Source organism: Corallococcus sp. 4LFB (assembly GCF_046520365.1).
Lineage (GTDB): Bacteria > Myxococcota > Myxococcia > Myxococcales > Myxococcaceae > Corallococcus > Corallococcus caeni.
In genome coordinates this window covers 14,047-35,796 of the sequence record NZ_JBKGHJ010000025.1, presented here as the reverse complement: position 1 = coordinate 35,796, position 21,750 = coordinate 14,047, and the positions used below count along the sequence as shown (strand labels likewise).

Annotated in this window: 14 protein-coding genes; 9 read left to right on the top strand and 5 right to left on the bottom strand. The window is 67.1% G+C overall.

Annotated elements, in window-relative coordinates:
* From ACLEQD_RS05000 to ACLEQD_RS04990, 3 genes are all read right to left on the bottom strand, one after another.
* On the bottom strand, positions 1-1,269 hold a 1,269-nt coding region (locus tag ACLEQD_RS05000), incomplete at its 3' end, for a serine/threonine protein kinase (protein ID WP_410382129.1).
* Between the two features lie 130 nt (positions 1,270-1,399).
* On the bottom strand, positions 1,400-2,161 hold the full coding sequence (locus tag ACLEQD_RS04995) for an ABC transporter permease (protein WP_410382128.1): 762 nt from the start codon (positions 2,159-2,161) through the stop codon (positions 1,400-1,402).
* Positions 2,162-2,187: 26 nt separating this feature from the next.
* Complete coding sequence (locus ACLEQD_RS04990; RefSeq protein ID WP_410382127.1) at positions 2,188-3,129, bottom strand: ABC transporter ATP-binding protein; 942 nt, start codon at positions 3,127-3,129, stop codon at positions 2,188-2,190.
* A gap of 184 nt (positions 3,130-3,313) precedes the next feature.
* Between ACLEQD_RS04990 and ettA the strand changes: the two genes are divergently transcribed.
* From ettA to ACLEQD_RS04950, 8 genes are all read left to right on the top strand, one after another.
* Positions 3,314-4,993 (top strand): energy-dependent translational throttle protein EttA, encoded by a 1,680-nt coding sequence (gene ettA / locus ACLEQD_RS04985; protein WP_410382126.1) that lies wholly within the window; start codon positions 3,314-3,316, stop codon positions 4,991-4,993.
* A gap of 30 nt (positions 4,994-5,023) precedes the next feature.
* Positions 5,024-6,475 carry a PLP-dependent aminotransferase family protein gene (locus ACLEQD_RS04980; protein ID WP_410382125.1) on the top strand — a complete coding sequence of 484 codons (1,452 nt, stop codon included), beginning with the start codon at positions 5,024-5,026 and terminating at the stop codon, positions 6,473-6,475.
* 312 nt (positions 6,476-6,787) lie between these two features.
* Entirely contained in the window at positions 6,788-8,320 is a 1,533-nt protein-coding gene (locus ACLEQD_RS04975) for a putative metal-binding motif-containing protein (RefSeq protein WP_410382124.1), read from the top strand.
* A gap of 86 nt (positions 8,321-8,406) precedes the next feature.
* Entirely contained in the window at positions 8,407-10,437 is a 2,031-nt protein-coding gene (locus ACLEQD_RS04970; protein WP_410382123.1) for a SpvB/TcaC N-terminal domain-containing protein, read from the top strand.
* A 45-nt stretch (positions 10,438-10,482) separates the two neighbouring features.
* Positions 10,483-15,336 (top strand): RHS repeat-associated core domain-containing protein, encoded by a 4,854-nt coding sequence (locus ACLEQD_RS04965; protein ID WP_410382122.1) that lies wholly within the window; start codon positions 10,483-10,485, stop codon positions 15,334-15,336.
* Between the two features lie 6 nt (positions 15,337-15,342).
* Positions 15,343-15,711 (top strand): hypothetical protein, encoded by a 369-nt coding sequence (locus tag ACLEQD_RS04960; protein ID WP_410382121.1) that lies wholly within the window; start codon positions 15,343-15,345, stop codon positions 15,709-15,711.
* Positions 15,712-16,247: 536 nt separating this feature from the next.
* Positions 16,248-16,544 carry a hypothetical protein gene (locus tag ACLEQD_RS04955; RefSeq protein ID WP_410382120.1) on the top strand — a complete coding sequence of 99 codons (297 nt, stop codon included), beginning with the start codon at positions 16,248-16,250 and terminating at the stop codon, positions 16,542-16,544.
* A gap of 423 nt (positions 16,545-16,967) precedes the next feature.
* Positions 16,968-18,128, top strand: a complete 1,161-nt coding sequence (locus ACLEQD_RS04950) for an acetyl-CoA carboxylase biotin carboxylase subunit family protein (protein WP_410382119.1) — start codon at positions 16,968-16,970, stop codon at positions 18,126-18,128.
* Between the two features lie 3 nt (positions 18,129-18,131).
* Here the strand turns inward: ACLEQD_RS04950 and ACLEQD_RS04945 are convergent, their stop codons facing one another.
* Together ACLEQD_RS04945 and ACLEQD_RS04940 are read right to left on the bottom strand one after the other, a co-directional pair.
* Positions 18,132-18,710: a DUF2378 family protein gene (locus ACLEQD_RS04945; protein WP_410382118.1), complete on the bottom strand. Its 579-nt coding sequence runs from the start codon at positions 18,708-18,710 to the stop codon at positions 18,132-18,134.
* A 10-nt stretch (positions 18,711-18,720) separates the two neighbouring features.
* A complete protein-coding gene (locus ACLEQD_RS04940) occupies positions 18,721-19,494 on the bottom strand; it encodes an alpha/beta hydrolase (protein WP_410382117.1) in 774 nt (257 codons plus the stop codon).
* Between the two features lie 195 nt (positions 19,495-19,689).
* On the opposite strand from ACLEQD_RS04940, the gene ACLEQD_RS04935 reads away from it, so the two are divergent.
* Positions 19,690-21,720, top strand: coding sequence for a hypothetical protein (locus ACLEQD_RS04935; RefSeq protein ID WP_410382116.1), 2,031 nt, complete (start codon positions 19,690-19,692; stop codon positions 21,718-21,720).
* The last annotated feature ends 30 nt before the right edge of the window (positions 21,721-21,750 follow it).

Genomic DNA, 21,750 nt, shown 5'->3' with positions numbered 1-21,750 from the left:
GTCCTCCGGGGGCCGCGTGGCCACGACCGCGGGCGGCGTCACCGTCTGGGTGCCACCGCGCACCAGCACCACCGCCGCGCCACCCACCACCAGCGCCGCGCCGCCCACGACCAGGGGCAGCCACGCGCGACGCTTCGGAGGCTCCGGCGCCAGGGCCGCGGTGTTGCGCGTCTTCTCCGGCCCCACGCGCGTGGGCGGGCGGGACGGCGGGCCCACCAGCTTCGACGCGCGCGACGAGGCCTGTCCCCGCGCCCCCGACGTGGGCATCCCATCCCGCGAGGAGTTGGACTGCGCGTCCAGGTCCACGTCCTCGGCCAGCTGGTCCAGCTTCGTCGGGTCTGCTTCCGTGGCGATGCGGTCCGCGTACAGCTCCCGCAGGTACGCGGCCAGGTGCGCGCTGCTGGACGGCAGGCGCAGGTTGAGCGCCCAGTCCTCCAGCGCCAGCCGGAACGCGGCGCAGTCCGGATAGCGGCCCTCCGGCGCGGGCGCGAGCGCCTTGAGCACGATTTCGTCCAGGCCCGGCGGCAGCTTCGGGTTCAGCTGCGACGGCGGCGGCACCTGGCAGTCCCGCACCAGCCGCAGCGTCATCAGGTCCGTGTCGCCCTTGAAGAGGCGCTTGCCCGTGAGCAGCTCCCACATCACGACGCCCAGCGCGAACTGGTCGCTCCGGCCGTCCACCGCCATCCCGTTGGCCTGCTCCGGCGACATGTACGGGTACTTGCCCTTGAGCACGCCCGTCGCCGTCTGCTGCCCGCTGGTGGCCGCCTTCGCCACGCCGAAGTCGATGACCTTCACCCCGCCGTCGAACCCGACGAGCACGTTCTGCGGCGACACGTCCCGGTGCACCAGCTTCAGCGGCTGGCCGTGCCCGTCCCGCGCGCCGTGCGCGTAGGACAGCCCCGCCGCCGCGTCCGCGATGATGCGCACCACCAGCCCCACCGGCAGCGGGCGCTCCTGCTTGCGCGCGAAGCGGTCCAACCGGCGCACGTCCTCGCCCTGCACGTACTCCATGGCCAGGCAGTGCCGGCCCTCAATCTCCGTGAGGTCCAGGATGGTGATGAGGTTCGGGTGGGAGAGCCGCGCCACCAGCCGCGCCTCGTCCAGGAACATCTCCAGGAACTCTTCGTCCTCGGCGAGGTGCGGGAGGATGAGCTTGAGGACGACCAGCCGCTCGAAGCCCGTCCCGTGCTCCCGGGCGAGGAACACCTGTCCCATTCCGCCCGACGCGATTTTTCGAAGCAGCTCGTATTTCCCGAAACCGACCGCCATGGGTGTCCGGGAGGATACCGCGCTTTCTCAGCGGGCGGGAAACAGCTGACTTCCAAAAAGACAGAGGCTCTGTCCAGCAGGGAGGGGCCCGCCTCCCTACCCGTGGAGGAGGCAGGCAGGCTACTGAGGCCTACGCCTTCATCTTGTAGCCGGAGCGCAGCACCGCGTACGTGACGCCCGTCGCGACCGCGGCGGTGAGGGCGAGGATGGCGCCGCCCACGAGCGGTGAGAACAGGCCGCTGCCGAGCATGCCGTAGCGCAGCCCCTCCACCATGTAGACCATGGGGTTGAAGAGGCTGATGTGGTTCCACGGCGAGGGCAGCTCGCGCACCGAGTAGAAGACGCCGCCCAGGAACGTGAGCGGCAGCATCACGAAGGTGGGGAAGAAGTTGATCTGCTCGAACTTCTCCGCCCACACGGCGGCGAGCATGCCCAGCACGCTGAACACGTAGCTGGACAGCAGCAGGAAGTAGAGCGTCGCCAGCGGGTGCTCCAGGCTGAAGCCGGAGAACACCGCCGCCACCATCCACGTGAGCAGGCCCACCACCAGGCCGCGCACCATGGCGCCGCCAATGAAGCCCACCATCAGCTCCCCGGGCCCCAGCGGCGCCACCAGCAGGTCCACCACCGTGCCCTGAATCTTGGTGATGAACAGCGACGAGGAGCTGTTGAGGAACGCGTTGTTGGCGATGCCCAGGAACACCAGGCCCGGCACGATGAAGTGCAGGTACGGGTGGCCCTCCACCTCGTGGACGCGGCCGGAAATCGAGTAGCCGAAGACGATGAAGTACAGCGTGGTGCTGATGAGGGGCGACAGGACGGTCTGGCCCGGCACGCGCATGAAGCGCCGGACCTCCTTCGCGAACAGCGTCTGCATCCCGAGGACGTTCATGGGGTGTTTTTCGAGGAGGCGGGGGTTCAGGCGGCCTGCGAGGGGCGGCCGCGGAGGATTTCGATGAGCACGTCTTCCAGGCGCGACCGCCGCGTCTCCACCTCGGAGATGGGCAGCCCGTCGGCGTAGAGCGAGCGGAGCAGTTCACCGGACGGGGCGCAGTTGTCGCGCTCCACGTAGGTGAGCGTGCGGCCGTCGGCGGAGAGGCCCGCGGCGAAGCGCACGCCCGCGGCGGGCATGGCGGCCTGCGGTTCGGAGAAGGTGACGACCAGGCGCTTCTCCCCGAAGCGGCGCAGCAGCGCGGACTTGTCCTCCGTCATGAGCAGGCGGCCCTCGTTGATGATGCCCACGCGGTCCGCCAGCTCCTCCGCCTCCTCCAGGTAGTGCGTGGTGAGGACGATGGTGGTGCCCTCGCTGGCGATCTTCTTCACGTACGTCCACAGGTCGCGCCGCAGCTCCACGTCCACGCCCGCGGTGGGCTCGTCCAGGAACACCAGCTTCGGCTTGTGCACCAGCGCCTTGGCGATGAGCAGCCGGCGCTTCATGCCGCCGGACAGCGCGCGCGTGAGCGAGTCCTTCTTGGCCTGGAGGTTGAGCGCGGTGAGGACCTCGTCGATGCGCGCGTCGTCGCGGGGCTGGCCGTAGTAGCCCTGCTGGATGCGCAGGGACTCCGCGACGGAGAAGAACGGGTCGAAGTTGATCTCCTGCGGCACCAGGCCCACCTGGTAGCGGGGCCCGGTGGGGTCCTGGTCCAGGTCCTTGCCGAAGACCTTCATGGTGCCGGCGGACTTCTTCACCAGGCCGCACACGCTGCCGATGAGGGTCGTCTTGCCGGCGCCGTTGGGGCCCAGCAGGGCGAAGATTTCGCCGGGGCGGATGGTGAGGTCCACCGCGTGCAGGGCGGTGAACTTGCCGTAGGCCTTGGAGAGGCCCTTCAGCTCCAGGGCAGGGGTCGTGGGCTCGGACATGGGGCGCTTCCTCTAACACCTTCGAAATGGGTTCGCAGGTCAGCGAGCAGGCGTTTTCGCACCTGGACGCGTGACGCGCCCCGTCCAACCGGCCACGGGCCCGGTGCAGGCGCCTTGAGCCGGATGGGGCTCCCTGCTATCCGCTGGCACCGCTTACGTTTCAGCGAATCCCGAGGAGGCCGCCATGGCCCAGAATTTCATCTTCACGATGCAGGACCTGCGCAAGGTCAAGAACGGCAAGGACATCCTCAAGGGCATCTACCTGTCCTTCTTCCCGGGCGCGAAGATTGGCGTGATTGGCCCCAACGGCTCCGGCAAGTCCACGCTCCTGCGCATCATGGCGGGGGTGGACACGGAGTTCTTCGGCATCGCGAAGCCGGACCCCACGGTGAAGGTGGGCTACCTGGCGCAGGAGCCGCAGCTGGACACGACCCTGGACGTGAAGGGGAACGTGGAGCTGGGCCTGAAGGAGATCCGCCAGGCGTTGGACCGCTTCAACGAGGTCAGCGCGAAGTTCGGGGAGCCCCTGGACGACGCGCAGATGGAGAAGCTGCTCGCCGAGCAGGGCAAGCTGCAGGACTTCATCGACTCCACGAACGGCTGGGAGCTGGACCGCACGCTGGACATGGCGATGGACGCCCTGCGGCTGCCGCCGGGTGACGCGGACGTGACGAAGCTGTCCGGCGGTGAGAAGCGCCGCGTGGCGCTCTGCCGCATCCTGCTGGAGAAGCCGGACCTGCTCTTGCTGGACGAGCCCACCAACCACCTGGACGCGGAGAGCGTCGCGTGGCTGGAGCAGGCGCTGAAGGCGTACACGGGGACCATCGTGTGCATCACGCACGACCGGTACTTCCTGGACAACGTGGCGGAGTGGATCCTGGAGCTGGACCGCGGCGAGGGGGTGCCCTGGAAGGGGAACTACTCCAGCTGGCTGGACCAGAAGCAGAAGCGGCTGGAGCTGGAGGAGAAGTCGGAGAGCCACCGCCAGAAGACGCTCAAGCGCGAGCTGGAGTGGGTGCGCGCATCTCCGAAGGCGCGTCAGGCGAAGAGCAAGGCGCGCATCGCCGCGTACGAGGAGCTGTTCAACCAGTCGCAGCAGAAGCGCGAGCCGACGGGCGAGGTGATGATTCCGCCAGGGCCGCCGCTGGGTGGCCTGGTGGTGGAGGCGAAGGGGCTGCGCAAGGCGTACGGCGACCGGCTGCTCATCGACGAGCTGAACTTCAAGCTGCCGCCGGGCGGCATCGTGGGCGTGATTGGCCCGAACGGCGCGGGCAAGACGACGCTGTTCCGGATGATGACGGGCACGGAGAAGCCGGACGCGGGCGAGCTGCGGGTTGGCGAGACGGTGGTGATGGCCTACGTGGACCAGAGCCGCGACTCGCTGAACGGTGAGCAGACGGTGTTCCAGGAGGTGAGCGGTGGGTTGGACCTCATCGACCTGGGCAAGGCGGGCACGGTGCCCAGCCGCGCGTACCTGTCGGGCTTCGCGTTCAAGGGCACGGATCAGCAGAAGCGGGTGAAGGACCTGTCTGGCGGCGAGCGCAACCGGCTGCACCTGGCGAAGATGCTCAAGAGCGGCGGCAACCTGTTGCTGCTCGACGAGCCCACGAACGACCTGGACGTGGAGACGCTGCGGAGCCTGGAGGATGCGCTCCTGAGCTTCGCGGGCTGCGCGGTGGTCATCAGCCACGACCGCTGGTTCCTGGACCGCATCGTCACGCACATCCTGGCGTTCGAGGGTGACAGCAAGGCGTTCTTCTTCGAGGGCAACTTCGAGGACTACGAGGCGGACAAGAAGAAGCGCCTGGGCCCGGACGCGCTGGAGCCGCACCGGATCCGGTACCGCCCGCTGCAGAAGAACTGAGGCTGCGGCGTCGCGCCCGGGGAGGCAGGCATGGCTCGCTGGGCGCTGACGGTTCCGCTGGACTCGCGGTCACCGACGCCGCGCTTCGTGCAGATCGCGCGGGCGCTGGCGGAGGACGTGCGGCGCGGGCGGCTGCGTCCCGGGGAGCCGCTTCCCGGGAGCCGCGCGCTCGCGGTGTCGCTGGGCGTGCACCGCAACACCGTGCTCGCGGCGTATCAGGAGCTGGAGGCCCAGGGGTGGATCGTCACCACTCCGGGGCTGGGCACCTTCGTCGCGGAGACGGCTCCGGAGGACGCGTCCGCTGAGCCTTCCGTGCAGGCGGCTCCGGACGTGGGCTTCGAGATGCCGCCCGCCGTGGAGACCCGTGCACTGCCTCGTGGGCCTGCGGCGCCTCGCGGGATGTTGTCGTTGCTGACCGGCAGCCCGGATGTGCGGCTGCTGCCTTCGGAGTTGCTCGCGCGAGCGTACCGGCGTGCGCTGAAGCGCGGAGGACAGCGGCTGCTCGACTATGCCGGGCCCCTGGGCCATGCCGGGCTGCGTGAGGCCTTGGCCGGGATGCTGGCTTCGCTTCGCGGCATGGCTGTCACAGCCGATACGCTGCTCATCACCCGGGGCAGTCAGGGCGCGCTGGACCTCGCGGCGCGCACGCTGCTGCGTCCTGGTGACACCGTGGCCGTGGAGTCCCCGGGCTACCTTCCCGCGTGGGATGCCTTCCGGCTTACCGGCGCGAACGTCGTCCCCGTTCCCGTGGACCCAGAGGGCCTTCGCGTGGACGTGCTGGAGCAACTGGGCCCGGTGCGCGCCGTCTACCTCACGCCGCATCACCAGTATCCGACCACCGTCACGCTCTCCGCTGAACGCCGGCAGCGGCTTCTCGCGTGGGCCCGGGCCTCGCGCGTCGCACTTATCGAGGATGACTACGACCACGAGTTCCACTTCGACGGTCCTCCCGTGCTGCCGCTCGCGAGCCAGGACCGCGACGGACTCGTGCTCTACGTGGGTACGCTGTCCAAGGTGCTCGCGCCGGGCTTGCGGCTGGGGTTCCTCGCCGCGCCTGCTCCTTTCATCAGCCGCGCGGCCTCCGTGCGCGCCGCCGTGGACCGGCAGGGCGATGGCGTCACCGAGGCCGCTGTCGCCGAGATGCTCGAGGAGGGCGAGGTCCAGCGCCACGTTCGTAAGATGCGCTCCGTGTACCGCTCCCGCCGCGATGCACTTGTGGATGCGCTGCACTCGTCGTTGAGCTCCGCGCTCGATTTCACCGTGCCTGCGGGCGGCATGACCCTGTGGGCCCACTGCGCTCCTGGCGTGGACGCCGCCCTCTGGGCCGAACGAGGCCTGGGCGAGGGGGTCGGCTTCATGCACGGCGGCCAGTACAGCTTTGACTGCACACCCCTGAACGCGCTGCGACTGTGCTTCACCTCGCTTCAAGAGGACGAGCTGCTCGAAGCCGTGCGCCGCATGGCCCGCGCGCTTCCCCGGTAGGTGAACGCCGACCCCTGAAGGACTCTGCCCGGCCGCCCGCCCTTCGGATGCCGGGCCAGCGACGTCCGTGATGCGGGATGGGGAGTCCCGCTTCTTGGCGATGGGACCTGCTCAGTGCTCGGAACGGGGCGTACCGAGGCTCTGGCCCATGTCTTGCTGAAGACCTTCCGTGTTCCCAGTGGCACCGGGAGGGCTCCTGTACCGACCCCTATCGCGAACCGGTTGAGCCCTACTCGTTCAAAGCGAAAGCAAATCATGACACGGAAACCATGCATCCGCATGAATGGGCGGAGCCCTGGCCTGTATTGCGCCTTGCTGCCCACCGTCATGTTCCTGATGGCGGCTCTCACCTCCTCGAGCGGCTTCGCTGCCAATCCGGCGGAACCGTTGCCGGAGCAGATCAGTGGCTGCCCGGACTGCGTGCCGACAGAGTGTCAGCCGGAGGTTTGCGACGGCATCGACAATGATTGCGATGGAATCATCGACGAGGGGGTTCAGCGCACCCTCTACCGGGACGCTGACAGGGACGGCTATGGCGCCGGCGCTGCCACGCAAAGGTGTCTCGGTCCTGGCTGGGTAACCAACAACCTCGACTGCAACGACTCCAACGTGGCTGTCTGGCAGTTCGGGAGGTTCTACCGGGACGCGGACGGGGACGGCTATGGGGCGCCGAACAACTGGGTCGACATCTGCGGGCGCCCCGCCGGTTACGTGACAGACGCGACCGACTGCAATGACAACAGTTCGGCCGTCAAGCCGGGCGCCCTCAAGCAATGCGGTGTGGGCGCTTGCTCGGCATCCGTCCAGGCGTGCGTCAACGGCGTGGAGCAGACCTGCACGCCGAGCACTCCCAGCCAGGAGGTGTGCGACCGCGTTGACAACAACTGCAACGGCCAGGTGGACGACCTTCCTCCCATCACCTGCGGCACCGGAGCATGTTTCCGCAGTGTCCCGGCATGCACCAACCTCTGCGAACTGGTGGATACCCGGGACGGAAAGCCACCCAAGGAGGTGTGCGAGTGGGCCGGAAACACCTGTTTCGAAGGCACGCCGAGCACCGAAACCTGCAACAACGTGGATGACAACTGCAATGGCTCGGTCGACGAAGGCGTCAAGCTGACCTACTACCGGGATGGCGACGGCGATGGCGATGGCGCGGGTCCTTCGATTGGCAGTGCCTGCAGTGTCCCCGCAGGAGCTTCTCTCAACAACCAGGACTGCAACGACTCGAACGCACAGGTGAAGCCCGGAGCCGTGAAGAAGTGTGGGGTGGGGACCTGCGAGGCCAGCGTTCAGGCATGCGTCAACGGCGTGGAGCAGGCCTGCATCCCCAAGCCTCCCCAGGCGGAGACCTGCGACCGCAAGGACAACGACTGCAACGGGGTGGTGGATGATGTCCCGCCCATCACCTGTGGCCTGGGTATCTGCATGCGCTCGGCGCCGGCCTGTGGCGAGCAGTGCGAAACCGTGGAGGTGGAGGATGGCAAGCCGCCCAAGGTTGTCTGCGAGTGGGGCAATTACGGACTGTGTACCCCAGGCCCTGAGTCCAAGGAATTATGCGCCAATGGTCTAGACGACGACTGCAACGGCTACGCGGACGACGCGAGTGATCCGAAAGATTGGATCACCTTCTACCCAGACCAGGATCATGACGGCTCCGGGGTGAGCTGGGGCTCGGTCCTGACGTGCCAACAGCCGCCGAACACCACCCGGGTCGCTGGTGATTGTGACGACACCCGCAGCGACATCAGGCCAAGCGTCGCCGAAACCTGCGACGGCATCGACAACAACTGCTCCGGCGAAGTGGACGAGTCCAGCGTCTGCGAGCAGTCCGTCTGCCAATAGCCCCCTCATCAATTCCAGACCGTCCCCACCCCTGCCGTGACTCCGGCACGGGGACGGTGTTCTCCATCCCAGCCCAGACATTTTATATGAGCCACTCCTCACGTCCTCCAGAGCGCCGCAAGCGGCTCGCGGCCAGACTCACGCTGTTCTTCTACGGTGCCCAGCTCCTCGGGGGCTGTCTTCCCGCGCCGACCTCCTCGGAAGACACTGACGGCTTGGCCAAGTCACGCTCGCGAGTCACGTCGGCGAGCACTCCCTTCGAGCTGGGGCCGGACACCATCCTCAACACGGGGACCGACGGCACGAACGCGCCGGGCATCACCCCCTTCGTGGCGGATATGACGCAGAATGGCTCCGCTTCCGTGACAGTGCCCCTCTGGGTTCCGGCGGGGCGCGCTGGCATCCAGCCTTCGCTGTCCATCGTCTATGACAGCCAGGGAAGCGACGGGCTCCTGGGCCCGGGCTTCAACCTGTCCGGACTGTCACAGATCAGCCTGTGCCCGAACTCCTTCGCGCGAGACGGGAAGACCGTCGCCATCGACTTCTCCCCGGACATGGAACTGCACGTGAAGGACCGCTACACCCGGGCGTACTGCCTGGATGGCGTCCGGCTCGTTCCGTCCGAGAACGATCCGCGCTCCTTCAAGACCGAGCATGACAGCTACGCCTCCATCCGAATCCCCGCGGACTCGGATCCCCAGGAGCCGACGACCTTCGAGGTCCGGGGACGCGACGGACTCATCCGGACCTACGGGAAGACGTTGTCGCGTGAAGACGCCCTCATCCAGGGCGTCTACGAAAAGCTGGACGAGGGGCCGGATGGCACCATCCAGGTGAAGGAGAGCAGGACGGTCAAGCTCGCCTGGGCGCTCGCGGCCGTGGAAGACCATCCCGGCAATCGGATGGACGTGTTCTACGACCAGGCGCCCTTGGGCGCCGAGTCCGGGGCCTGGCATCGGCCTGACCGGATTGTCTACACGCAGTTTCACAACGATTCCGGAACCCTCGAGCCCGGCACGCGTGAGGTCAAGTTCAACTACGGGCCGAGGACGGATGTCTTCAAGGGATACCTGGCCGGCGTGAGGGTCGGCAGGGATTTCCGTCTCACGGGCATCGACATGAAGGGACCCGGGATCGCCACCGGTTCGAGTTCTCCGCCCACCGTGGTGCTGCGCTCCTACAACCTGACCTACTACCCGAGCACGACGAGCAACCGGAGCCTGCTGACGGAGCTTCGGGAGTGCGATGGGAAGAACGTGTGCAAGGCGCCAGTGCGCTTCGACTGGGAGCAGGGCTCCTGGGAATTTGAGTACCCGCCGGCCCAGAACGTCAGCGACGCGGCCCAGGGCGTGGGCGTGCATGCCTTCGGGCTGGGCGCGGGCCGCCAGGGCCTCGCGTACTTCGTGAAGTCCGAGAAGGTGTTCGAGGAAGACACCGAAATAGGGGACCAGGTCGGCATGACGACGGACCTCACGTTTCAGGTCTGGCAAGACACGATGCGCCTGCTGCAGTTCCCGGACGCCGCATCACCCACGCTGCAGGTCTCCGAGAGAACGGGTCGGGCTCTTTGGTATCCTTATTTCAATATCAAGAACACGAATTGGTTCGACGACTTCCTGGCTATCTTCGGAGACAATGACCCGGGAGACTTCTGCGGAAACCGCGCTCAGCGCAATCTCTTCCCTTTGGTGGCGGATTGGAAAGGCGAGGGTGTTTCCACGGTCACCTCGCTGTCGTGTTGGTGGGACGTGCCAGAGGCTAAAGACTATTACGCGCCCATGTATGGCCATGGCCGTGTGGGAGATGAGGGATTCCTGGTTGTCGGCTCCGAGCCAAACTTCCAGTACTGGCTCGATGTCGACGGTGACGGCCGCAACGATCGCGTGTGGATGGGACAACATGAAATCGATCTGACGGGGGATGCCGATTCAATGGTCCCGGCCAAGCGCCGCGTGGTCGTCGAGCCGGCGTCCGGTAAGGAGACCAAGGAGTCCCCCACCGGCTTCTTCCAGTCGTCTCGGTTCGGTCTGCGCGCAGTGGACCTGGATGGGAGCGGGAAGATGAGCCTGTTGGGCGTGGGCCCCAATGGGAACACCTTCCTGGAGGGACTCGCCTAACACGAGGTGGAGCGCGGGAGCATTGGTCTGCCTCCGGCGATGGACGTGTTCAAGACCACCATCCGCAAGCCTCCGGCGCTTCCCCTGTGGATGCCCGCCACTTATGCATCGACTTTCGACTTCGTGGATGTCAATGGCGATGGGCTCGCGGATGCGGTGATGCTGGGCCTGAGGAGTCTTTCCGATACGACCCCTCGGCTCACGGTGCAGCTCAACACTGGGGCGGGGTTCACTGAAGCCCGCGAGCTTCCCTTGCCTGGAAATACCGGCACGAGCCTGCTGGCGGCCAAGACGGAGCATGGAGACTTCGACGGAGATGGCCGTGTGGACTTCGCCATCTTCAAGGAGGGGGAACCGGTTCGGCTTCTGCTCGCAGGGACGCAAGGAAACTTCGGCACCCTGTCGACTCTGTCGGCATCGCCGGTGTCCAGTGGTGACAATGCGGAATGGGCCCAGGTCATTGACGTCAACAACGATGGGTTGCTCGATTTCACCTGGCGCCAGGGGAACTCGCTGAAGGTCGCGCGGCGCACCAAGGCCATTGATGTGCTCAAGCGGGTGCACGGCAACACACAGGTCATGAATTATCAGCTTTATTCGGGCCTGAACTATTCGTTCGAGTACGCTCCGCTCTCTCAATCGAATCCCCACGGCAACGTCACGCCCAGCGAGCCGTTCTACACGACGGAGGCGGTGAATCGCCCCTCCAGGCCCTGGCTGCGATTGGCTCCCGTGTCGATGCGCGTGGTTTCCCGGATGTCGCTCAACTCCAATGATCAGCAGCAGCGGAGCTGGCGCTATCTCTATCGGGACGGGCGCTCCGATACGCAGGGGCTGGGGTGGCTTGGCTTTGGCGAGCGGATCATTGTGGATGAGCTGACGGGGGCTCGGACGACGACGGCCTATGATAATACTTCCTTCGTGGGAGAGCCGGTCGGAAACCAGTATAACTCGACCATTGTCTATCCCAGGAAGGCGGTGGCTCCCCAGGCGCATCTTCCGCTCAAGGAGACCGTCGAGGTGCCCCTGGATGGGGGGGCGAAGCAGCAGACGCAGCGGACGTGGAGCTACAGCTGGAATCCGGCGACGTATGCACCGACCTACCAGCAGCACGCCAGCCGGGTCGTGGAGACGGTGAAGGAGATCAAGGGCGGCACCGTCACGGTGGTTTCTGAAACAGAGACCCTCACGGAGCTTGATGCGTACGGCACGCCCGTCAAGAGCACCCAGCTTGTCCACGGCGCCAACAAGACCGAACAGGTGCAGCAGGTCACCACCGTGGGCGCCCTCGGTTTCGATCCGGAGATGTGGAGGCCCCAGGGCACCTGGTCCGTGACCAGCTCCTGGACGTCTTGCGCCAGGTCTCCGGCGGTCGGCTGCCTGGGCGGGGCGGACGCGGCCAACGTGCGGACGCAGACGTTCACGTTCGACGGCCGGGGACAGGTTGAGAGCGTTGAACTGGAGCCTTCGCGCAGCGGCGAGGGCAGCCTGCCGCCGGAGACCTCCGAGACCTATCTCAAGACGACCTTCCTGCGGGATCCCCGGGGGCTGGTCTACAGCGTCGAGCGCGAGGGTGGCGGCGTCAAGCGCGTGGAGTCGGTCACGTATGACGACGTCGACCAGACGCAGGTGGTCTCCTCCACCGATGCTGAAGGGGCGACCTGGAAGTACTTGTTCCATCTGGGTTTGGGAGTGCTCGCGCAGACCGAGGACCCCAACCATGTGCACACGCGCTTCCAGTACGACGGCTTTGGCCGCCCGCGCGTGGTGACCCCGCTCTACCGTGGGCCTTCTGTCGCGCCAGGTGACCAGTCCATCGTCCGGACGTTCTACGAGCGCGACGGGGCCCTTTTGCAGCAGCGCACGCAGGTGGCGACGGGGGCGGGGACGCTGACGGAAACCATCACCCGGTTCGACGCGATGGGCCGGCCGGTTTCGAGCCAGGGGCCACGGTTTGACGGTGAGACGGTGGTCTCCAGCGTCAAATACGATGCGCTCGGACGCGTTGAGAAGCTGGAGGCTCCGCGTACCAGCACTGAGAGCCCGACCTGGGAATCCTACGAGTACGACGCCCTGAATCGTGTCACTGCGCGCCGCGTGGGGGACGGTATGTCCCCAACAGGGACGCTCGTCGAGCACCTCGAGTACTCGGTTCCGACCGCCTATACCACCCAGACGTCCGTGACGGATGCCCTGGAGTTGGTGAAGAAGAGGGTCTTCGACTACCGGGGCCTGATGGTGGCGGCGACCGAGGCCGCGGGGACACCCAAGGCAGCGACCATGGTGTACGGCTATGGCCCCTTTGGCCGGCTGGAGACCACGGACGACCCTCAGGGCAACCGCAGCCTGAACGTCTACGACGTCCAGGGACGGCTCGAGCGGTCGGTGGATCCGGGATCCGGGACGCGCACCTACCGGTACAACGCCTTCGGTGAGGTGAAGCGTGATGCGGACGGCCTGGATGGAATGCCGGGGTTGCTCATCACCACGTACGAGCGGGACCGGCTTGGGCGTGTCCTGAGCGCGAAGAACAACCAGGAGGAACTGGCGTACGAGTACGACCAGGGGATGGGCTCGATGCGGCGCCTGACGAAGGCGACCCGTACGGTTCTGACCGTCCCGGCCGAAGTCGTCACCACGCATCACTTCTACGACGAATTCGGTCGCGAGACGGACACCCAGCAAGACGTAGCGGGTGACTCGCTCGTGGTGAGCCGACAGTTCGATGATTTCGGCCGGCCAAGCCGGCTCACCTATCCCGTCATGCTCAACGGGCAGCCGGTGTCTCTCAGCTACGCCTACAACGCGCGTGGCGCGCTCTCGGGCATCTATCGGACGGGCGCCTTCTTCATGTCCTACTGGTCGGCGCTCGAGCGGGACAGCGCCGGACGTCTGAAGAAGACGCGGTACGGGAACGGCGTCGAACGGGAGTCGCGCTACGACAGCCGGGGGCGTCTACGTTTCCTGGAGGCGAAGCGCGGTGGCGTCAATGTCCAGCGGCTCGCCTACGAGTACACGGCCAATGACAACCTGGCAGCGCGACATGACCTGATGGTGGGGGTGACGGAGAAGTTCTCCTACGATGTGCTCGACCGGCTGGAGTGGTGGCGGGTGTTGCAGAACTGCCAGCGCTTGGAGACCCAGTTCCAGTACGACGGCCTTGGCAACCTGCTCAGCCGTTCGCCAGTCACGGGCTGGGAGCCGTCCGCCCTGCTGAACTACAACGGAGGCACGAGCGGTGGGCCTCACGCCGTCAAGCAGGCTCAGCTCGGAAGTGACGCGTTCACCTATGAGTACGACCACCGGGGCAACCAGCTCGCGTCTCGGGATGCGACGGGTGCTCTCGTCCGGACGGTCGAATACAACGCGTTCGACCTGCCGAAGACCCTCACCGCCGAAGGCAGGACGGTTGCCTTTGGTTACGACGCGTCGGGAGCTCGTGTTCGGAAGAAGAGCGCTCAGGAGGACGTGCTCTATGTGGGGGGCCTCTACCAGCGCCGCACGCAGGGCCTGACGACGACGCACGTCCTCAGCATCCCCAGCCCCGAGGGTGTCATTGGAGAGCTGTCCTGGGACGAGGGGGCAAGCACGGAAAACGTGCGCTACTTCCTCAACGACCGTCAGGGCAGCCAGGACACGGTCACCGACGCTTCCGGCGCGGTGGTGGAGCGCATCAAGTACGACCCCTTGGGCGCGCGTCGCAACGCCAGCAACCTGGCGCAGGCTTCCAGCAGCTTCCATTTGGGCGCACGGAAGGGTTACACGGGGCATGAGCACGACGATGACCTGGGGCTCATCAACATGCGCGGGCGCATCTACGACCCGCGACTGATGAAGTTCCTCAGTGTGGATCCGGTCGTCGCGGATCCGGGCTCGGTCCAGGCATACAACGCGTACTCCTACGTCCTGAACAACCCGACCCGCTACACCGACCCCAGCGGCTTCATCCCCTACGGTGGGACGCTGGTGAGCCGGTGGGATGGGGGCTGGGGCGGCTCCACGCCGATGCAGAGTCCGGCGATGAGCCTGGTGGAGCGCTACATGGCCGCTCCGGGGCCCGCGCTCTTCCTACCCAGCGTGGACTTCCGGGTGCCCAGTGTGGCGGCCCTGGATGACGCGAAGGTGGTGCCGACGGGGCACTACACGAATGACGTGGGCCAGAGCTCCGCGCCCTACCGGTCCAGTGTGACGTCCGTGCTGACGACGGCCTCCAAGGCGTTGGCTTTCCCTGGATCGGACAACTTTGCCTGCAATCTGTTCGTTGTATGCGCTGGCATGAACGGCCTCAGGGTGCAGGTGGACACCATGCTCAATGCCTCGGAGGCCTATGACCACTACGCGCCCGTCAGCAAGTTTGCTGCGGTCAGCTTTGCCGCCAACGAGTTCATTCCGTTCGTGACCGCCGGAGAAAGCGTCAAAAAAGCGCAATCTTCATGCACCGCTGGCGGCATTGGGCAGTGCAGTTTGGGAGTCGCCAAGGCTGGTGCCCATACATTGTTGGCCGGTGCGGCAATCTATGGGATGGTAACCAGCGCTGCCAGCGGTGTTTCGCGAGGAGCATCGCTGGTCTCGAAGGGAGCCGCAAAGGCGGGAGTCAACTGGAAGAGCGTCAAGACGTTTCAGCATGCGTTCAAAAAGCATGGTGCGGGCGCGAAGAACACCCGCAGCCTCACAGATACGGCTCGCGGAACCGGCACGCCCCAAGGACAGTGGCTCGATAATGAGGTCGCTGCGGAGTTGTTGCATAGCCACAGGGCTGGGCTTGAGGGGCCCGCTTCGATTCGCATCCCCGAAGGACTCGGACAGGTGATCATGCCCGATGGGTCTATAGTGGGTGCGACGCGAGCAACCATGGTCCCTGGTCCCAACGGGTTCGTCACCGCCTATCCCATTCCCTAGATATTTATGATCGTTTTGAAACAGGCATCCATCGTCAAGCTGACTGCTGCTCTTGCTCTTCCAGCCAGTGGCCAAGAACAGGACTGGGAAATTGAACTGGCGGATCCCGCGCGTATAGGTGAGTTTCTGACGGCATATCGGTCTTTGTCTTTGAGCCCAGACGACAAGGTCGCGCTCATGGCGTTGATGCTTGCTTCAGTCGATCGCAGACTTGATTCTGGGCTTGGCATGCCGAGTGAGTGGAGTCAGATCGCCAATTTGCTCGGTGCTGAGCAAGACCTCCATCGTGAATCGCTTGAGTACTGGATGTGCGAGGGAGATGATGAGCCAGATGCTTGGTTTCACCTGACTCCCCTGGTTCGGGCCTTGGGGTAGTGGCGCGCCAGATCGCGCACCACCTGCGCGAAGTCCGCGGCCTTGCGGCAGTGCGTCGCTTCGCGAAGTGGCGCCCGGTCGACTACGAGTGACTTGTGCTCACCCGAAACGCAACGAACTGGAGGGATTCACGGAAGAGCGTTTGCTCATCCGTGCAGTGGTCAGGCTCTTGACGCCTGAAGAGGGAGGCTCCCAAGGACCGCTGGGAAAAGAGTTCAGGCCATCCTGGAACATTGGAAGCCGAGCTGACGATGGCCAGATGACATTGGATGGGGGGCTTGTCACATTGGATGGCACAGGACCGCTGGTGCCGGGACAAGAGAAGGAGGCCGTCATCGAGCCGTTTCTGTCCGAGCCTTGGTTGCACGTAGCTCAGGGGATGGAAATCCCGATGCATGCTGGGGCTCGAGTCATCGGTTCTGCTCAAGTCTTGGAGATTGTGCGGATTGACTCGTGACGGACCGCCATGGACCTTCCACCTTACGTCGTGATCAGGCTGGCCCTGCTCTCGCGTGCCAGGGCATCAGGTGCAAGTGATGAGCAACATCGTTCTGGAGTTCCCTCCTGGTTTCGAGGACTACGCTTGGGAGGTCGAGGCCAAAGGCTGGCTCCCCGGAGTTGTCGCGGTGATTCAGGGGCGTCGGTACACGCTCACCGTGTACGACCCGGCTCGCTTGACCCAGGATGTTGACGATGCGCTGAAGGGCGGCAGGGTGTTTCTTGAGCGCAATCTCGTAGTCGTCGCTTCCGTCACGCGGGAGCGCATCGCGTCTGCCATCCAGGAAATCGTTCAGACAGGCAGGGTCGGCGACCTTCGGCCCGACCCGGCGTAGATCGATGGGCGTGGCTGGCGGCGGCTACCTCAGGCCCGCTCGCCCCAGCGCTTCTTGAACGTGTCCCTCCGCGCGGCCCACCAGTCGCGCCACTCCTTCACCGCGGCCTCCCTCTCTTCCCGCGGACCCGCGGGCTGGAAGTGGAGTCAGGTGGACGTCGCGTCCCTCAGGCACATCTCCGCCAGGAACCGGGTGCGGACGTCGTCGCTCTCCAGCAGGTCGATGAGCTCCGGGATGGTGTGCCTTCCCATCGCCTCCCTCGCCTGTGTGAACCCCTTGGAATCCTCCGCCATGGCGCGAGTGTTCCCAGGCCAGGCCCCCGGCGCGAGCCCCGCTGGTGGACACTGTTTCCCACCGGGCTTCTAGGGCGCTGGCGGGGCCGGTATGGTCCATCCCCAGCGGAGGACTCGCCCGCCAGGAGCCATGAACTTCGTCTTCATCTCCCCCCACTTCCCCTCCCAGTACTTCCACTTCGCCGCCGCGCTGCGCGAGCGCGGGGTGTCCGTGCTGGGCATCGGTGACGCGCCCTACGAGTCCCTGCGCCCGGAGCTGCGCGAGTCCCTGCGCGAATACTTCTTCGTGCCCAGCCTCACCGACTACGACGCCCTCCTGCGCGCCACCGGCTACCTCACCTGGCGCCACGGCCGCATGGACCGCATCGAGTCCCTCAACGAGTCCTGGCTCGAAATCGAAGCCCGCCTGCGCGAGGACTTCCACGTCCCCGGCCTCCTGCCCGCGGACATCCTCAAGCTGCGCTCCAAGTCCGGCATGGCGGAGGTCTTCCACGCGTCCGGCGTCCCGCACCCGGACCTGCTGCGCGTGCGCGACGCGGACCAGGTGAAGGCCTTCGCCGCGCGCGTGGGCTACCCGCTGGTGCTCAAGCCCGACGTGGGCGTGGGCGCCGCCCACACGTTCAAGGTCACCAGCGACGCGGAGGTGGACGCCGCGCTCGCCCACCCGCTGCCCACGTCCTACGTGGCCCAGCCCTTCGTGCGCGGCACCATCGTCACCTACGACGGCATCGTGGACCGCCACGGCGTCATCGTCTTCAACCTCAGCCACGAATACAGCGACGGCGGCATGGAGACCGTCACCGAACGGCGCGACATCTCCTTCTGGAGCCTCCAGCACATCCCCGCCGCGCTCGACGTGCTGGGCCGCCAGGTCGTCGCCGCGTTCGGCCTGCGCGAGCGCTGGTTCCACCTGGAGTTCTTCCGCCTGCCGGATGGCCGCTTCGTCGTGCTGGAGGCCAACCTGCGCCCGCCCGGCGGCTTCATGACGGACATGATGAACTACACGTGCGACATCGACGTGTACCGGCTCTATGCCCGCGTGGTGACGGGCGACCCGGTGGCGGACTTCCAGTACACGCCGCGCCACCACGTCTGTCATAGCGCCCGCCGTCACGGCCGCCGCTACAAGCACTCCCACGCGCAGATCGTCGAGCGGCTGGGCAAGTCGCTGCTCGTGCACCGCGAGCTGCCGCCCATCTACCACTCGCTCCTGGGCGAGGAGATGTACCTCACGCGCCACGCGGACCGCGAAGCGATGCAGGACGCGGTGCGCTTCATCCAGGAGACCTGAGCGTCAGGGCTCCGGCGTCCAGGTGAGCGCGTACGTGGAGCTGTCCCCGTCGTCGTGCACCTTCGTCACGCGAGGCGCCTTCGCGCCGCCCGCGGCCAGCAGCCCCTCGAGGAGGGCCTCCACGTAGCCCGGCGAGCCGAGGCTCGAATTGAGGTGCAGCTCGAAGTGCGTGGGGCCCCGCTCCGTGAGCGTCGCCTCCGTGTAGTTGTCCGTGCCGCGCAGGACCTCCGGCAGCCGCCGCACCATGCGCCGGGGCCCCAGCACGCGCATCACGCCCATCACCGCGCGCCCCAGGAGCGTGGACCCGTAGCCCTCCACGTGCGCCCGGGCGAGCCGGGCGAAGCCCTCCGCCCGGGGCACGTCCGGGTAGACCTCCTCGACGACGATGTCCAGGCACCGCGTCCAGAGCGGCACGGGGTAGAGCGGCAGGAGCGGCCGGTCCAGGTCCACACCCGCCCGGCGCAGCCGTTCCCGCAGGTGGGGGGACACCTGGCCCTTCAGGCCGTGCTGGAGCAGGCCCTCCACGACCTGCACGTAGACCTGCCGCTGTTCGGGCGGCACCGACCGGGGCCGGCGCGTCACGGGCGGGAACTCACCCGAGCAGCCACTGCATGGCACCCGGCAGCCGGCGCTGCCAGTCCTTCTCGTGGTGCTCGCCGCCGGGCTCCAGCACGAGCGACACCTCGTGGTCGCCGTAGCCCAGGCCCTTGAGGTGGTGGAAGAAGTCGCGCGTGCCCCGGCCGTAGTCCAGGGGGATGCCGCCCGCGTGGACGAACTCGGTGTCGCCCGCGTCCAGGTAGATGCGCGTCCAGCGCTGGCTGTGCTCGCGCCACGCGTCGAACAGGCGGCCCTGGCTCCACATCACCGTGGGCGACAGCGCGCCGATGCGCCCGAACACTCGCGGGAACCTCCACCCCAGGTACAGCGAGATGAGGCCGCCCAGCGACGAGCCCATGGCGCCGGTCCACTCGCTGCCCTGGCGCGTGCGGTACGTCCGGTCGATGTATGGCTTCAGCTCCTCCACGAGGAAGCGCCCGTAGGCCTCGCCGCGCGCGGAGACGCCGTTGCGCGGCTCGTCCCATGGCGAGTACTCCTGGAAGCGGCCGGGGCCGGAGTCCACCGCGACGATGAGCCACGGCTCCATCCGTCCCGCGCTCACGCTCTCCTCCGCGACGCGGTTGGCGCACCACGTGTCGAAGACGGCGGACTCCGGATGCGCGAAGACGTTCTGCCCGTCGTGCATGTAGAGCACCGGGAAGCGGTGGTCCCGCCAGGCGTCGTAGGTGTCCGGCGTGTAGATGCGGACGGTGCGGTTGAAACCCTCCTGGGGAGAGGGGAAGTGGCGAAGGATGTGGACGTGGCCCATGCGCTGTTCTTGGGGCCGGACGCGACCAGCCCTCGCGAGGATGTGGCCGCAGCATAGCCGCACCGCCCGACGCCCACGTGCAAGGGATTGGACCGCCGTCCCTTGCCTGGACGCCGAGTCCGGGGATGGGATGGACGCTTCGTCAGGACTTCGCTGTAGGGAAGAGTGGTCCCGCTCGTGCAGAGGGCCCGCCGCGTGCGTTCCGTCCTCGCTGCCGTGTGGCTGTTCCTGCTGGGTCTGCCCTTCGTGTCGCTCGCGGCCTCGTATGAGGTTGAGCCCGAGGACAGTGGCGAGCAGGCGCTGTTCGCGCTGAGGGAGGACGGCGCCATCACGGCGCAGACGCTGTCGGCGCTGCTGGTGCTGCGGCGCTCGGGCGTGGATCCGTCGCAGGCGTCGCGCGCGGGGCTCTATGCGTTGCCGGGGCTGACGTACGCGCGCGTGGATGGGCTCGTGGCGTCCGGAGGGTTGACGGCGGAGGAGCGGCGCCGGCTGGCGCCCTTCCTCGTGTCCTCGAATCCGGAGCGGGTGTCTGGCGATGCGCGGCTGCTGACGGCGTTCGCCGCGTCGGATCCGGTGCTTCCTCCGCTGGCGCTCCAGGTGCGGGTGGCGGGGCCGGAGGGCTGGCGCGTGGGGCTGCTCACGTCGCTGACCCGGCGGCGGCTGGGCGCGGTGCACCGGGATGCGAGCCGGCGGAGGCTGGTGGCGGAGGCGCCCGGTGTATCGCTGGCCGTGCCCAAGTTCCACGGTCAGTGGACAGGCGAGCGGGCTTCCGTGCTGGTGGGCTCGTACCGGCTGGGCTTCGGTCAACGGCTGACGCTGGACACCACGGGGCTGCCCACGCCGGAGGGCTTCCTCCCCGACGACGCCGTGCGCGTGCCGGGCGGCGTGGAGCGCTGGTGCTTCCTGGGCGAGGGGGCCTGCGCGCCCGAGGAGCGAGGCGCGGACGTGACGCCGGACTTCCAGTGGGACGAAGGCTTCCGGGGCGTGGTGGGCACGGTGCGGGGCGCGGTGGGGACGTCCTCGGAGGTGTCCGTGACAGGCTTTGGTTCGTATCAGTCCCGGTCGCTGCTCTCGCATGCCCTGCTGGAGAGGACGTCCTGCGAGGGCGCTGCCTGCAAGGCTCCAGCGGTGTGGCTTTCGGGAAGGGACGCACGGGTGGTGTCGCGCACGCTGCCCGGCGTGTTCCACGAGTGGGCGGGTGGTGGCCACGCGGCGATGGCGTGGACCTCTCGGTCGCAGCTGGGCGTGACGGCCTGGGGCGCGAGGCCGGTGTGGAGCGTGGAGGGCGCGGTGCTCGATTTCCGCTCCACGGCGGGCTACCCGGCGGGCGGCGCTTTCGGCGCGGTGGGCGTCGATGGCGCGTGGGGTCTGGGCCCCGTGGACCTCTTCGTGGAGGCGGCGCGCACGTTCGATGCGGCGCCGGGCGGAGGCGGCGGCTTTGGCGTGCTCCAGCGCACGGTGGTGGCGGGCACGTCGAAGGAGCTGGAGCTGTCGCTGCGTGCCTACGGGCGTGGCTTCGCCAATCCCTACATGGGAGCCACGTCCGGGCCGGATGAGCTGGAGGGCTCACGGGCGCGGAACGAGGTGGGCGCGCGCGTCCGCTACCTGCACCGGTTGGAGGGCGCGCTGCGGCTGCGTGGGGAGGTGGATGCGTGGACGCTGCCTTCCGACGGCGCGGCGGTGGGCACTGCCGGCACGGTGAACCTGCGGGCCTCGGCCCGGGCGGACTGGCGGGCGCATGCGCTGTTCCAGCCGTCGCTGTGGGGCGAGTACCGGGACAAGGACGTCGGCGTGGCGGGGGACTGCTTCGACGGTTCGGGGGAGGAGCCCTGTTCAGGGTCGCTCTTGCGTGTGACGGCCCGGGTGAAGGCGGAGCTTCACGACGCCGTGTCCGTGGCCGCGCAGTACGCGCATGCGCGCGTGGATGAGCCGGTGAACCACGGCGTGCGGCAGGACGCGCATGCGGTGGTGGAAACCCAGGTGCGCCCTTGTGAAGCCGTGAGGCTGCGGGGCCGCGCCGTGTGGAAGGACGAGGACCTGGCGACGCGCAACCGGCTGGAGCAGTCCTTCCGGGCCACGCTCGATGCGAGCTGGACGGCGGCCGACGCCGTGACGACGCGGGCCCGGTACGCATGGGTCGTCGACTTGAAGGACGCGCGAGGTGCCCGGACGCCGCCGGATGCGCCCCGGCACCTGTTCGCGCTGGAAGTGGAGACGCGGTTCTGAAGGGAGCGGAGTGTGGCGGCTTGGGCAGTG